The sequence below is a fragment of the Mesorhizobium delmotii genome (genome assembly GCF_900149755.1).
GTDB lineage: Bacteria > Pseudomonadota > Alphaproteobacteria > Rhizobiales > Rhizobiaceae > Mesorhizobium > Mesorhizobium delmotii.
Genome location: NZ_FUIG01000042.1, coordinates 203,787 through 215,646 on the forward strand (window position 1 = coordinate 203,787; position 11,860 = coordinate 215,646).

At 63.1% G+C, this 11,860-nt stretch carries 16 protein-coding genes; 10 read left to right on the forward strand and 6 right to left on the reverse strand.

The genetic code is table 11. From position 1 onward, the window contains the following. Nucleotides 1-3: 3 nt before the first annotated feature. Nucleotides 4-426: a VOC family protein gene (locus BQ8482_RS25355; RefSeq protein ID WP_123150072.1), complete on the reverse strand. Its 423-nt coding sequence runs from the start codon at nucleotides 424-426 to the stop codon at nucleotides 4-6. Nucleotides 427-428: 2 nt separating this feature from the next. Next, a complete protein-coding gene (locus tag BQ8482_RS25360; RefSeq protein WP_123150074.1) occupies nucleotides 429-1,250 on the reverse strand; it encodes an enoyl-CoA hydratase in 822 nt (273 codons plus the stop codon). A 178-nt stretch (nucleotides 1,251-1,428) separates the two neighbouring features. Here BQ8482_RS25360 and BQ8482_RS25365 point away from each other — a divergent pair, with 178 nt between their 5' ends. The 5 genes from BQ8482_RS25365 (at nucleotide 1,429) to rpsI (ending at nucleotide 3,774) form a co-directional block, all read left to right on the forward strand. After that, nucleotides 1,429-1,884, forward strand: coding sequence for a PaaI family thioesterase (locus BQ8482_RS25365; protein ID WP_123150076.1), 456 nt, complete (start codon nucleotides 1,429-1,431; stop codon nucleotides 1,882-1,884). A 50-nt stretch (nucleotides 1,885-1,934) separates the two neighbouring features. Beyond that, a complete protein-coding gene (locus BQ8482_RS25370; protein ID WP_123150110.1) occupies nucleotides 1,935-2,150 on the forward strand; it encodes a type II toxin-antitoxin system HicA family toxin in 216 nt (71 codons plus the stop codon). Beyond that, the gene (locus BQ8482_RS25375) at nucleotides 2,147-2,545 is read left to right on the forward strand and encodes a type II toxin-antitoxin system HicB family antitoxin (RefSeq protein WP_123150077.1); all 399 of its coding nucleotides are present in this window, start codon (nucleotides 2,147-2,149) and stop codon (nucleotides 2,543-2,545) included. The genes BQ8482_RS25370 and BQ8482_RS25375 overlap by 4 nt, the downstream gene beginning before the upstream one ends. Nucleotides 2,546-2,825: 280 nt before the next feature. Further along, nucleotides 2,826-3,290: a 50S ribosomal protein L13 gene (gene rplM, locus BQ8482_RS25380; protein ID WP_023798353.1), complete on the forward strand. Its 465-nt coding sequence runs from the start codon at nucleotides 2,826-2,828 to the stop codon at nucleotides 3,288-3,290. Nucleotide 3,291: 1 nt separating this feature from the next. Beyond that, nucleotides 3,292-3,774 (forward strand): 30S ribosomal protein S9, encoded by a 483-nt coding sequence (rpsI, locus tag BQ8482_RS25385; RefSeq protein WP_023717316.1) that lies wholly within the window; start codon nucleotides 3,292-3,294, stop codon nucleotides 3,772-3,774. A 79-nt stretch (nucleotides 3,775-3,853) separates the two neighbouring features. On the opposite strand, the gene BQ8482_RS25390 is transcribed toward rpsI, so the two are convergent. Continuing rightward, on the reverse strand, nucleotides 3,854-4,762 hold the full coding sequence (locus BQ8482_RS25390) for a LysR family transcriptional regulator (RefSeq protein WP_123150078.1): 909 nt from the start codon (nucleotides 4,760-4,762) through the stop codon (nucleotides 3,854-3,856). A 94-nt stretch (nucleotides 4,763-4,856) separates the two neighbouring features. On the opposite strand from BQ8482_RS25390, the gene BQ8482_RS25395 reads away from it, so the two are divergent. Continuing rightward, on the forward strand, nucleotides 4,857-5,729 hold the full coding sequence (locus BQ8482_RS25395) for an aldo/keto reductase family oxidoreductase (protein WP_123150079.1): 873 nt from the start codon (nucleotides 4,857-4,859) through the stop codon (nucleotides 5,727-5,729). A gap of 44 nt (nucleotides 5,730-5,773) precedes the next feature. Here the strand turns inward: BQ8482_RS25395 and BQ8482_RS25400 are convergent, their stop codons facing one another. After that, nucleotides 5,774-6,832: a glycerophosphodiester phosphodiesterase family protein gene (locus BQ8482_RS25400; RefSeq protein WP_123150081.1), complete on the reverse strand. Its 1,059-nt coding sequence runs from the start codon at nucleotides 6,830-6,832 to the stop codon at nucleotides 5,774-5,776. Nucleotides 6,833-6,925: 93 nt separating this feature from the next. Beyond that, nucleotides 6,926-7,093, reverse strand: coding sequence for a hypothetical protein (locus tag BQ8482_RS38325; RefSeq protein WP_165848709.1), 168 nt, complete (start codon nucleotides 7,091-7,093; stop codon nucleotides 6,926-6,928). A 182-nt stretch (nucleotides 7,094-7,275) separates the two neighbouring features. Between BQ8482_RS38325 and speB the strand changes: the two genes are divergently transcribed. The 3 genes from speB to BQ8482_RS25415 are packed head-to-tail and all read left to right on the forward strand — an operon-like array spanning nucleotide 7,276 to nucleotide 10,079. Beyond that, nucleotides 7,276-8,283 carry an agmatinase gene (gene speB, locus BQ8482_RS25405; protein WP_123150083.1) on the forward strand — a complete coding sequence of 336 codons (1,008 nt, stop codon included), beginning with the start codon at nucleotides 7,276-7,278 and terminating at the stop codon, nucleotides 8,281-8,283. Nucleotides 8,284-8,306: 23 nt separating this feature from the next. Next, a complete protein-coding gene (gene argC / locus BQ8482_RS25410; protein WP_123150084.1) occupies nucleotides 8,307-9,239 on the forward strand; it encodes an N-acetyl-gamma-glutamyl-phosphate reductase in 933 nt (310 codons plus the stop codon). Then, nucleotides 9,240-10,079, forward strand: a complete 840-nt coding sequence (locus tag BQ8482_RS25415) for an aminoglycoside phosphotransferase family protein (protein WP_123150085.1) — start codon at nucleotides 9,240-9,242, stop codon at nucleotides 10,077-10,079. Here the strand turns inward: BQ8482_RS25415 and BQ8482_RS25420 are convergent. Beyond that, nucleotides 10,069-11,160, reverse strand: a complete 1,092-nt coding sequence (locus tag BQ8482_RS25420; protein ID WP_123150111.1) for a COX15/CtaA family protein — start codon at nucleotides 11,158-11,160, stop codon at nucleotides 10,069-10,071. The genes BQ8482_RS25415 and BQ8482_RS25420 overlap by 11 nt on opposite strands. 152 nt (nucleotides 11,161-11,312) lie before the next feature. Between BQ8482_RS25420 and BQ8482_RS25425 the strand changes: the two genes are divergently transcribed. Beyond that, nucleotides 11,313-11,531: a DUF2842 domain-containing protein gene (locus tag BQ8482_RS25425; protein WP_123150086.1), complete on the forward strand. Its 219-nt coding sequence runs from the start codon at nucleotides 11,313-11,315 to the stop codon at nucleotides 11,529-11,531. The last annotated feature ends 329 nt before the right edge of the window (nucleotides 11,532-11,860 follow it).

Below are 11,860 nucleotides of genomic sequence, written 5' to 3' on the forward strand. Positions count from 1 at the left end.
GTATCAGCCCGGCAGCGAGATGCTGCCGTCTTCCGCGATCGGAAAAGCCGGATTGTGCGCCACTTCCCAGACGTGCCCTTCCGTGTCGGCGAAATAACCGTACCAGCCGCCCCAGAAGGCGCGGCCGGCCGGCTTGACGATACGACCGCCGGCCTTCTCGGCCATCGCAAGCACGTGATCGACTTCAGTGTCCGAGCGGGTGTTGTAGGCGAGGTAGATCGCCGACGGCGCCGGGCCGAAGGTGATGCCTGAATCCGCTTCGGCGCTTTCGCGCGGGAACAGGCCGAGAATGACGCCGCCCATCTGAAAGAAGGAGACGCCGTCGGTGATGCCGGCATGGCGGGTCAGGCCCATCGCCTCGTAGAAGCGTGTGGCGCGCTCGAGATCGTCGATGGCGATGGTAATGATGGAGATGCGGGGTTCCATATCTAGTCGTCCGTCCATTCCGGCTTGCGCTTGCCGATGAAGGCGCCGATGCCCTCTTCCGCGTCGCGCGCCAGCATGTTGTCGACCATGACGCGGCCAGTGTAGGCATAGGCCTCGGCCAGCCCCATCTCGGCCTGCGCGTAGAAGGCCTCCTTGCCGGTCTTCACGACCAAGGCCGATTTTGCAGCAATGGTTTGCGCGTATTTGGTGACAATCTGATTGAGATATTCGCCCGGCACGACGCGATTGACCAGGCCGAATTCCTTGGCCGTCGCCGCATCGATCGTCTCGCCGGTCAAAAGCATCTCCATCGCCTGCTTGCGCGAGACGTTGCGCGACAGCGCCACCATCGGGGTCGAGCAGAACAGCCCGATATTGACGCCCGGCGTGCAGAAGGTCGCCTTATGCGAGGCGATCGCCAGATCGCAGCTCGCGACCAGTTGCGCCCCGGCCGCCGTCGCCAGACCATCGACCTCGGCGATCACCGGCCTGGGATGGCGCACGATCGCCTGCATCAGTGCCGCGCAAGCGGAAAACGTCTCCTCGAAGAATGCCTTGCCGCGATCGGCGTCGGCGCGGCGCGCGGTCATTTCCTTGAGGTCGTGTCCGGCGCAGAACACCTTTCCGGCCGCCGCCAGGATGATGACGCGGACGGATCTGTCTGATTTCGCGCGGTCGAGCTCCGCCGCCAGCGCCGCCATCACCGCCAGCGACAGGGCATTGGCCGGCGGATTGGCGAGCGTGAGGCGGAGCACGCCCTTGTCCAGCCTCGCGACTACCGGACCTTCGGCAACAGCCGGCTTGATGGCGACGATTTCAGCCATGTCTCCAACCTCTTCATCGGCCAGCGGGCATCGGATTCGCGGGCCATGGAACAAAAGAACTAGCACGCTGCCGATTGAAGAACAGCCTTGAGACGTGTTTTCTCGGCTGCGCGGCCTCAGCCGAGCGCCCTCGCCTTGAGACCGCCGGCCCTACGGCGCCGTATATAGGAAACCGCCTATGCCCGCCCAAAACAATCTCAAGCCGATGCTGACTGCCGCGCAAGTCAATGCACTGATGGAGACCGTCTATCCGCAGCTCAACGACCAGTTCACCTTCTACGAGGCGATCGACGTGTTTCCGGGCGGCTGCACGGTGCGCCTGAATGCCGACGAGCGGCATTTGCGCCCCGGCGGAACCGTGTCGGGCCCGTCGCTGTTCACGCTGGCCGACATTGGCGGCTATGTCTGCGTGCTTTCGCATGCCGGGCCGGATGCGCTTTCGGTGACCACCAATCTCAACATCAATTTCGTCCGCAAAGCCGAGGCCGGACCGATCGACGGCCATTGCCGGATCCTGAAGCTGGGCAAGAGCCTGATGGTGTTCGAAATCGAGATCGTCGCCGGACCGCAGGGACATACGGTAGCGCACGCGACGGGAACCTATTCGATCCCGCCGAAGCGGTCGCCATCTTGACAATTGAATTTCCGGTTGATGTGTATATATGTGCGCATAGGTGACCTTTGCTGGAACGTGACAGCCGCAAGATCGTGAAGCGTCTCAAAGACGATGGTTTCGAACTGATTTCCGTACGCGGCTCGCATCACAAATTCCGAAAGGGCGAGATTGTGTTGATCGTTCCGCATCCCGAGAAGAATCTGCCAACCGGTACCGCTCGCGCGATCGCCAAGCAGGCCAGGCTGGATAAGGACGAGCTGAAGCGTCCTGGAGATTGCAAATGAAGAACTATTTCGCATTGGTCGACAAAGATCCCGACAGCGCATTCGGCATCCGCTTTCCGGACATTCCCGGCTGCTTTTCGGCTGCGGACGCGGCGGAAGACATCGTGCCCAATGCCGTTGAAGCCTTGCAATTGTGGGCAGAGGATATGCCCGTTCCAGAGCCGTCCAACCATGAAGCGATTGTCGCGCTTCCCGACATACGCAACGCGCTCGCCGAAGGAGCCTATCTGGTCTCGGTGCCGCTCATCGACAATGACAGCGCCGTCGTCAGGGCAAACGTGACTTTCGAGCGCGGCGTTTTGCGGGCGATCGACATCGCAGCGCGCGAACGCGGCATAACGCGATCTGCGTTCCTCTCCAGCGCGGCCCGCAAGGAAATCGAGGCAAAGCACTAAGGCCAGATTCTGCACCGCAATTAACACTAGATCAGTGTGGTAAAATAGTACCTATTATTCAATCCTTTGTTTTTGCCTCATTTTCTGAGCTACGCGTCTTTTAATTCGCCTTGACGTGCTATCTCCCCCTCGCCTATAAGCCCTCACGGAACAGCGGCCCGCCAAAGGCCGCCGTTTTGTTATTGGCGGCGGGCGAGCGCTCGGCGTCAATCCAAGCAACAAGAAACGCTTTTCCTTGTCGTTCGTCGATGGGGAAGGTCCGAACCGAAAGCAACAATCCATGGCAACCTTTTCGCAGAAGCCTGCGGATGTGGTGAAGAAGTGGGTGCTGATCGACGCCGAGGGTCTCGTCGTCGGCCGTCTCGCCACTGTCATCGCCAATCATCTTCGCGGCAAGCACAAGCCCACCTTCACCCCGCATGTCGACGACGGCGACAACGTCATCGTCATCAACGCCGACAAGGTGGTGTTCACCGGCAAGAAATTCACCGACAAGGTCTATTACTGGCACACCGGTCACCCCGGCGGCATCAAGGAGCGCACCGCGCGCCAGCTGCTCGAGGGCCGTTTCCCCGAGCGTGTCGTCGAGAAGGCCGTCGAACGCATGATCCCGCGTGGCCCGCTCGGCCGTCGCCAGATGAAGAATCTCCGCGTCTATGCAGGCACGGAACATCCGCATGTCGCCCAGCAGCCCGTCACGCTCGACGTGGCCAAGCTGAACGCCAAGAACAAGAAGGTTTCGTAAAATGGCTGAGCTTTCCTCGCTCGCAGAACTCGGAACTGCCACCGGCAACACCAACACGCAGCCGGCGGCACCCGTCCATGTCCAGAAGCTCGACAAGTCGGGCCGCGCCTATGCCACCGGCAAGCGCAAGAACGCCATCGCGCGTGTCTGGGTGAAGCCCGGCTCCGGTAAGATCGTCGTCAACGACAAGGTGTTCGCCGAATATTTCGCACGCCCGGTCCTGCAGATGATCCTCAACCAGCCGATCATCGCCGCCAACCGCGCCGGCCAGTACGACATCGTCGCCACGGTCATCGGCGGCGGCCTTTCCGGCCAGGCCGGTGCCGTGCGTCACGGCATCTCCAAGGCGCTGACCTATTACGAGCCCGCGCTGCGCGCCGTGCTCAAAAAGGGCGGCTTCCTGACCCGCGACAGCCGCGTCGTCGAGCGCAAGAAGTACGGCAAGGCGAAGGCCCGCCGCTCGTTCCAGTTCTCGAAGCGCTAAGCACTGCGCAGCTTCAGACGTTCAAAAAGGCCGCCTCCGGGCGGCCTTTTCTTTTGGTGATTACTAACATGGTCCAAATTTAGGAACGATCGGCCGGTACTTTGATGAAGTCGATAGACGCCCGCAACGGGGCCGGCACGAGACGCCGGCCGGGATAATAGAGGAACGGCCCGGGGAAGCTCTGCCACCAAGGTTCGAGGACGGGTTCGAGCATACCGCTCTCAAAGTAGGGGCGAAGCCAATCCTCGAACAGGCTGACAATGCCGGCGCCGGCGATGGCTGCATCGACGGCGAGATCGGCCGCTCCGCCCAGGGTCACGAGAAGCGGCCCCGTCGGGTCGACCCGCACCATCTCGCCGGCACGCTCGAATTCCCACGGCGGCATCGCCCCGCTGGCGAAGCGGCCGCGCAGGCAGGCGTGGCCGAGCAGGTCGCGCGGGTGTTGCGGCCGGCCATGGCGATCAAGGTAGGCAGGGCTGGCGGCGGTGGCAAAGCGCTGAAGGCGCGGTCCGATCGGCACCGCGATCATGTCCTGTTCCAGCCGCTCGTCGTAACGGATCCCGGCATCGCAGCCTGCCGCCAGTACGTCGACAAAGCTCTCCTCGGCGGTCACCTCCAGCCGGATGCCGGGATAGGCAGCGAGAAACCCCGGGACGATGCTGGGCAGCACCAGTCGCGCCGCGCTGACCGGCACATTAAGGCGCAACGTACCTGCCGGCCGGTCGCGGAAGCCGTTCACCACGTCAAGTGCTGACTCGACCTCGGTCAAGGCTGGGCCGAGCCGGGCCAGCAAGCTCGCACCCGCTTCGGTCAGGACGACGCTGCGGGTCGTCCTGTTGAGCAGCCTGACACCGAGCTGCGTCTCGAGGCGGCGCACCGCCTCGCTCAAGCCCGACGCACTGCCGCCGCTCGCCCGGGCGCCATCGCGAAAACCCTTGGCCCGCGCTACGGCCACGAAGGCGTTCAGGTCTCCGAGGTCGATCTTCATTGTTCGATATTCCGTACAGCCCGTGCGGAATGTACCCAATTATCGTGAGATCGGACAGCGCCTATCTCAGCGTCATCTTGCACGGAGATAGACTATGTCCAGCATTGACCTTTCCGGCACGTTCACTCTCGGCGACCGCACCGTGAGGCGACTCGGCTACGGCGCCATGCAGCTCGCAGGACCCGGCGTCTTTGGTCCACCCAAGGACCATGGCGCGGCATTGGCCGTGCTGCGCGAAGCCGTTGCGCTTGGGGCGAACCACATCGACACCAGCGACTTCTACGGCCCGCACGTCACCAATCTGCTGATCCGCGAGGCGCTCGCGCCCTATTCCGACAATCTGACGATCGTCACCAAGATCGGCGCCCGTCGCGGCGCGGATGGCTCGTGGCTGCCGGCTTTCTCGGCCGAAGAGCTGACCCAGGCGGTGCACGACAATCTGCGCAATCTCGGGCTCGACGTGCTGGACGTGGTCAATCTCAGGATCATGTTCGACGCGCATGGCCCTTCCGAAGGGTCGATCGAGGCGCCGTTCACTGTGCTGGCCGAGTTGCAGCGGCAGGGTTTGGTGAGTCACATCGGGCTAAGCAATGTCACGTCAGCGCAGATCGAAGAGGCGCGACGGATCGCCAGGATCGTCTGCGTGCAGAACCAGTACAATCTGGCGCACAGGGGCGACGATGCCTCGATCGACAAACTCGCCTGTGACGGTATCGCCTATGTGCCGTTCTTTCCGCTCGGCGGCTTCAACCCGCTGCAGTCGTCTTCCCTATCCGGCGTCGCTCAGCGCCTGGGCGCCACGCCGATGCAGGTCGCGCTCGCCTGGCTGCTCCGACGCGCGCCCAATATCCTGCTCATCCCCGGCACCTCATCGGTCGAGCATCTCAGGGAGAATCTTGCCGCAGCCGAACTCGATCTGCCCAAGGATGCCGTCAAGGAGCTGGACGGCGTAGCGATGGCCGCCTGACGGCGAGCTGGCGAAGCGGCACCCTTGCCCGCTCCGCTCCAGGTTTAGTTGATGCTTGCGGTGTTCGCCGGCTCCGCCGGCCGCACCTCATCAGAATAAGGTACGCGATAGCCGTTCGCCGCCAGCCAGTCGATCGCCGCTTTCGGCTCGTCGGTCTGGATGATGGTGGCGCCGCGCTCGGCCCAGAAGCCGTACGTCTCGCGCGGCAGACTGGCGAGCACCGCCAGTTCGTCGCCGCGCCCGCCGGCGAGAAAGCCGCCCGGCTTGTTGACGATGGCGTAGGTATTGGCCCAGATGTGCCAGTCGCCCCTTATCGCCGCCGCGCGCATGCGGGGGCTGAACAGCGGACCGCCGGTGTCGGTCAACGCCTCCGCGCCGGCCCGCCAGTTGATCATCTCGACCGCGCGCGGCGAAAAGGCCCCGCTGACTTTCTCGGCGAAACCGGCGTCGCGAACCGCATCGTCGGCGATGATCGGCATGAACTGGAAACCGCTGCCGATCGCGCCTATGGCGGCCTTGACAGTGGTGATCCTGGCCGGGTTCCACAGGTTTTCCTTGACGATCACCTGCTCGGCCATGCCCAGGTCGCGCGCAACCGCGATCATGCCGGCCAGGCTGTCGACGTCGAGCTTGTTGTCGATGTTAATGAGGATCCTGTCCTTGGTCGCCACCAGCATCTCGCGCAGCGTCGAAACCGGCTCATCGGTGACGGCGCCAGTGCCCTCGATCACCAGTCTGCAGGTCTTGAGTTCGGCCAGCGTGCGCTTGACCACCTCGCCCTTGCAGTTCGTCGTGCGGTCGAGCCAGCTGTCGTGCATGACGACGAACTCGCCGTCCTTGGAGCGCCTGACGTCGACCTCGACGATTTCGGCACCAAGCGCGATCGATGCCTCGACGGCGGCGATCGAGTTCTCCGCATAGAGCGTCTTGCGGGCCTGCATACTGCCGGCGCGATGTGCCGCCACCATGACATGGTCGCGCCACTGGTTGGCGTGTTCGAAACGGTCGAGAATCTGTCTGGCGCGTGTTTCGCCTGCCGATGCCGAGCCTGTGAACAGCACCAGGGCGGCGGTAAGCAGAAGGTTCAGCCAGGTCGTTCGCATGAGAATCGCTCCGTACCGGATGGAACCCCGGTTAAGCGACGCACGTGACAGCCTAGTGAACGAAGCCGGCTTCGCAAATGCCGAAAAGTCAGGTCAATGCCGGCTGAAGCGACCGTTCTGCAACCTCGAACCGACGGCAATCAGCAGGTCGCCAGCAATCAGGTCGACGAGATCGATGCCGCCGCCGTAGCGGTCGGTTTGGCCGAGTGGCGCGCGCCCATATCTGTTCCGCTCCCGGCCGATGCCATCCGATGAGGGCATGGCTTTCTACTTTCGGTTGCATTCATGCTTACCTACCTACGCAATTTCCGGGTTTGCCATGCGGGCTCACCTGGCAAGCAAAAATTTGTGACCGAGCTCGAATGGCCATGGCCTCGGAAGGGGTCGCATTTCCGAGAATTATATCCAATAAGGTTGCGCCTCGACGCACAGGAGATCGCTTCATGCCGAACAGCAACATCGACCACGCCTTCACCGCCCGGGCCGGGACGGGCGCCTCCTTCGAGCCGACCTATGCCGGCGCGCTGTCGTTCATGCGACGCAAATACACGAAGGACGTGAAGGGCGCGGACGCGGTGGTGTGGGGCATCCCCTTCGACGCCGCTGTCACCAACCGGCCGGGCGCGCGTTTCGGGCCGCAGGCGATTCGCCGCGCCTCGACCATCCTCGACAACGATCCGCAATATCCGTTCTCGCGCGATCTGTTCGAACATCTCGCCGTGGTCGACTATGGCGATTGCCTGCTCGACAGTGGCAATCACCAGAAGACGCCTGGGACGATCGAGCGCGAGGCGGCAAAGATTCTGAAATCCGGCGCCTTCCTGCTATCGCTCGGCGGCGACCACTTCGTCACCTGGCCGCTTCTCAAGGCGCATGCCGCCATCCACGGCCCGCTGGCTCTGGTGCAATTCGACGCCCACCAGGACACCTGGCCGGACGATGGCAAGCGCATCGATCACGGCTCCTTCGTCGGCCGTGCGGTCAAGGAGGGCATTATCGACCCCGACCGTTCGATTCAGATCGGCATCCGCACCCATGCGCCCGACACTTTCGGCATCAAGATCCTGTACGGCCACGAAGTCGAGGAAATGCGCGCGTCCGATATCGCCTATGCCATCGTCGATCGCACTGGCGGCAAGAAAGCCTACGTCACCTTCGATATCGATTGCCTGGACCCGGCCTTCGCGCCCGGCACCGGCACACCGGTCGCCGGTGGGCCGTCCTCGGCAAAAATCCTGTCGGTGCTGCGCCAGATCAATCAGGTCGATATCGTCGGCGCCGATGTCGTGGAGGTTGCGCCGGCCTATGATCACGCCGATATAACGGCAATTGCCGGGTCGACGGTGGCCATGCACTATCTCGGGCTCCTGGCGGAACGAAAGGCCCGACTCGAAGAGCTGAACAGCGGCAATAACGTCGTCGCCGCATTGAATCAGGCAAGCGGCATATAACTATCAGGAGTCAAAGGCAGGCAATGAAACCGAAAATCTTCATCGACGGCGAGCACGGCACCACCGGTCTCCAGATCAGGGCGCTGCTGGCCGAGCGCGGCGACCTGGAGATCATCTCCATTCCGACCGAGCGCCGCAAGGAACCGGCAGCTAGAGCCGAGTTTCTCAACGCCGCTGATGTCGCGATCCTCTGCCTGCCGGACGCAGCCGCGAAAGAAAGCGTTTCGCTGATCACCAACGACACAACCAAGGTCATCGACGCCTCGACCGCGCATCGCGTGGCCGAGGGTTGGGAATATGGTTTCGCCGAAATGGACAAGGATCAGGCGAAAACAATCGCCAAGGCGAAGCGCGTCGCCAATCCGGGCTGCTGGCCGCAAGGCCCGATCGCGACGCTCAGGCCGCTGGTGGCGGCCGGGCTGTTGCCGCCGGATTTTCCGGTCACCGTCAACGGCATTACGGGCTATTCGGGCGGCGGACGGCCGATGATCGAGGACTATGTCGCCAAGGGCGAGGATGCGTCGGAATTCCTCCCCTACGGGCTGACCCTGCAGCACAAGCATGTGCCGGAGCTCAGGACCTATGCGAAGCTGTCGCATGATCCGATTATGCAGCCGGCGGTCGGCAATTTCGCGCAAGGCATGATTACGGTGGTGCCGCTGCAGCTCGGCGGCCTCGACTATGTGCCGACCGGCGCCGAGCTTCATGCGGCGATTGCCGACCATTTCGCCGCTATCGATGGCGGCGTGGTCGAGGTGGCGCCCTATGTGCATCTTGAGCGCGTACCGGAGATCGATCCCGAAATCTACAACGGCACCAACCGGATGAAGCTCTATGTCTTCGCCAACGACGACAGGGCCCAGGCGCTGCTGCTCGCCGTCTACGACAACCTCGGCAAGGGCGCCTCGGGTGCTGCCGTGCAGAACATGGATCTGATGCTCGGCCTCGAGCACTGAATGGACGCTCCGGCATTTCCAGAACGCTGGAAGGTCAACGCGCCAGAACTGATCGCCGAAACCTTCAGCAGCCGCATCTGGAAGGTTTTTCGCGCGGATGGCTCGCCGGCGATCATCATGGCCCTCAAACCTTTCGACGACGTCGAGGACGAGTTGCGCGGCGAGCATTTCCTCGCCTGGCGGCGCGGCGAAGGTGCGGTGCGGCTGCTCGGCCGCGACGGTCACTGCATGCTGCTCGAATATGCCGGCGAAACCTTGCTGTCACAGGTTCTCGCGGAGCAGGGAGACAATGCCGCCACAGCAATCGCGGCCGAGTTGATGGCAAGACTGTTCTCGCCATCTGACCACCCTGCCCCACCGGATCTGCAGCCGCTGCGGGTACGGTTTTCCAGCCTATTCAACAAGGCGAAGATCGATCACGACGCCGGCGAAAAGAGCCTTTACGTCGAAGCGGCTGCGACCGCGGAACGGCTGTTGGCCGATCCTGTCGACGTGCTGCCGCTGCATGGCGACCTGCATCACGACAACATCATGCTGGGACCGCGCGGCTGGCTGGCGATCGATCCGAAGGGCGTTCTCGGCGATCCCGGCTTCGATGCGGCGAACATGTTCTACAACCCGCTTGAGCGCGACGATCTTTGCCGTGATCCCCGGCGGATTGCCGACATGGCCGAGATCTTCGCCAATACGCTCGGCCAGACGCCGCCAGCCATCCTTGATCACGCCATCGCCTATGGCTGCCTGTCGGCGTCATGGCATCATGAAGACGGCAATGCGATCGAGGAAAGCCGCGAATTGTCCATTGCCACGGCGACCAGGACGGTGCGGCTTAGCCTCTGACGGCGATCTGGTTGGGCATGGGATAAGCGCCCTTGGTGCCGCGCCAATGCGCTGCGGCAAAACCCAGCAGGACAAGCGCGACAGCCTGATGCGTCAGCGCCATGTGCAGCGGCACCTGCATCAGCAGCGTGCCGATGCCGATCAGGGCCTGCACCAGCACCAGCAGAAACAGCAGCGTCGCGCGGCGCGCATGCGTCGTGCCGGGCTGGCGGCGATGCGTCGCGATCATGTGCCAAAGTGCTGCGACGAAGATCGCGTAGGCGCCGAGCCGGTGGATGAACTGAACCGTCTTCGGGCTCTCGAAGAAGTTGCGCCATGCCGGCTCGAGGATCAACAGATCCCCGGGGATGAGCTTGCCGTCCATCAGCGGCCAGGTGTTGTAGCTCAGGCCGGCATCGAGCCCGGCGACCAGCCCGCCGAGATAGATCTGGATCAGCGCCAGCAACACCAGGAAGCCGGCCAGACGCTGCGTCGAACGGTCGGCGGCGGGCTCGGAGTGCGGGGCCAATCCACGCGCGACCACCATGGTCGCGGTGAAGATCAGCGCCGCCAGCGTCAAATGCGTCGCCAGCCGGTACTGGCTGACGGAGACCCGGTCGACCAGTCCGGACGCCACCATCCACCAGCCGATCGCGCCCTGCAGGCCGCCGAGAAGAAGAATGCCTAACAGTTTCGGCCCAAGACCGCGTTCGATGCGGCGCGTCGCCCAGAAAAACACCAGCGGCACGGCGAAAACCACGCCGACACCGCGCGCCAGGATCCTATGCAACCATTCCCACCAGAAGATCGACTTGAACGCTTCGAGGCTCATGCCCTTGTTGAGCTCGGCATATTGCGGGATCTGCTGGTAGCGCTGGAATTCCTCCTGCCATTCGGCGTCGTTGAGCGGCGGGATGATACCGTGGATCGGCTTCCATTCGGTGATCGAAAGCCCGGATTCGGTGAGCCTGGTGACGCCGCCGACCAGCACCAGCACAGACAGCACGAGGAGCACGACGTAGAGCCAGCCGCGCACCAGCGCCCGGTTGCGCAGGTCGCGGTCGCGGGCCACGAAAGGCGCGGCAGCTGATATGGCAGCCATAGGCTTGTCCCGGCAGGTTGCAGTCGCGGATTGGTGGACCATCGCAATCCCGCTGGCAAGACCGGACAGCGCGGCACGCCGTCGCGCCGCTTCTTGCGGGTTGCGTGCCTCTTTCGTTCGGCCTAAGCGATAGGGATCAACCGGATCGCGAAATGCCCATTCGCCTGAAAAAGCTGATCGGAACAATCCTGCTGGTGGCGCTGGTCATCGTCTATGCGCTGGTCGCATCGATCGTGGCGGTTGCCCAACTGGCGGAATCGGGACCGTGGGCGCATTTCCTGTTCTTCCTGCTCAGCGGCATGATCTGGGTGCTGCCGGCTATGGGCATCATCAAATGGCTGATCCTGGAGCCCCCGCGCCCGAAGAGTTGAGGCTCGTTCGCCGCCGCTAGATGGTGAAAGCCTGACGCTTGCTACCCGACGCGTAGGGCAGCTCAGGGTGGTTTTCTGCCTTCCGTGTCGCCGATCGGAACGCGCAGGCGGCGCCAGAAGCGGCTGTTCAGTTGACAAACATCCAACGACGGGAGTCGACGCATCCCGGCCGCTCACCAATGCCCTTGCTCTAGCACCCTTGCCGCCGGCTGGATAAAACGTCGCTGATTGGCCGTCCCGTTAGACCTCCTCTAGGGCGCACGTACGAGAAGGTGGGCTGGCATAGGCTCCGTTTATCAACCGAAGATCAGTTGTGTGCGTCAAGTTCT

What these genes read in the sequence shown, in the direction of transcription:
- BQ8482_RS25355 (WP_123150072.1), bottom strand. Translation starts at nt 426, where the DNA reads ATGGAACCCCGCATCTCCATCATTACCATCGCCATCGACGATCTCGAG.
- BQ8482_RS25360 (WP_123150074.1), bottom strand. Translation starts at nt 1,250, where the DNA reads ATGGCTGAAATCGTCGCCATCAAGCCGGCTGTTGCCGAAGGTCCGGTA.
- BQ8482_RS25365 (WP_123150076.1), top strand. Translation starts at nt 1,429, where the DNA reads ATGCCCGCCCAAAACAATCTCAAGCCGATGCTGACTGCCGCGCAAGTC.
- BQ8482_RS25375 (WP_123150077.1), top strand. Translation starts at nt 2,147, where the DNA reads ATGAAGAACTATTTCGCATTGGTCGACAAAGATCCCGACAGCGCATTC.
- rplM (WP_023798353.1), top strand. Translation starts at nt 2,826, where the DNA reads ATGGCAACCTTTTCGCAGAAGCCTGCGGATGTGGTGAAGAAGTGGGTG.
- rpsI (WP_023717316.1), top strand. Translation starts at nt 3,292, where the DNA reads ATGGCTGAGCTTTCCTCGCTCGCAGAACTCGGAACTGCCACCGGCAAC.
- BQ8482_RS25390 (WP_123150078.1), bottom strand. Translation starts at nt 4,762, where the DNA reads ATGAAGATCGACCTCGGAGACCTGAACGCCTTCGTGGCCGTAGCGCGG.
- BQ8482_RS25395 (WP_123150079.1), top strand. Translation starts at nt 4,857, where the DNA reads ATGTCCAGCATTGACCTTTCCGGCACGTTCACTCTCGGCGACCGCACC.
- BQ8482_RS25400 (WP_123150081.1), bottom strand. Translation starts at nt 6,832, where the DNA reads ATGCGAACGACCTGGCTGAACCTTCTGCTTACCGCCGCCCTGGTGCTG.
- BQ8482_RS38325 (WP_165848709.1), bottom strand. Translation starts at nt 7,093, where the DNA reads ATGCCCTCATCGGATGGCATCGGCCGGGAGCGGAACAGATATGGGCGC.
- speB (WP_123150083.1), top strand. Translation starts at nt 7,276, where the DNA reads ATGCCGAACAGCAACATCGACCACGCCTTCACCGCCCGGGCCGGGACG.
- argC (WP_123150084.1), top strand. Translation starts at nt 8,307, where the DNA reads ATGAAACCGAAAATCTTCATCGACGGCGAGCACGGCACCACCGGTCTC.
- BQ8482_RS25415 (WP_123150085.1), top strand. Translation starts at nt 9,240, where the DNA reads ATGGACGCTCCGGCATTTCCAGAACGCTGGAAGGTCAACGCGCCAGAA.
- BQ8482_RS25420 (WP_123150111.1), bottom strand. Translation starts at nt 11,160, where the DNA reads ATGGCTGCCATATCAGCTGCCGCGCCTTTCGTGGCCCGCGACCGCGAC.
- BQ8482_RS25425 (WP_123150086.1), top strand. Translation starts at nt 11,313, where the DNA reads ATGCCCATTCGCCTGAAAAAGCTGATCGGAACAATCCTGCTGGTGGCG.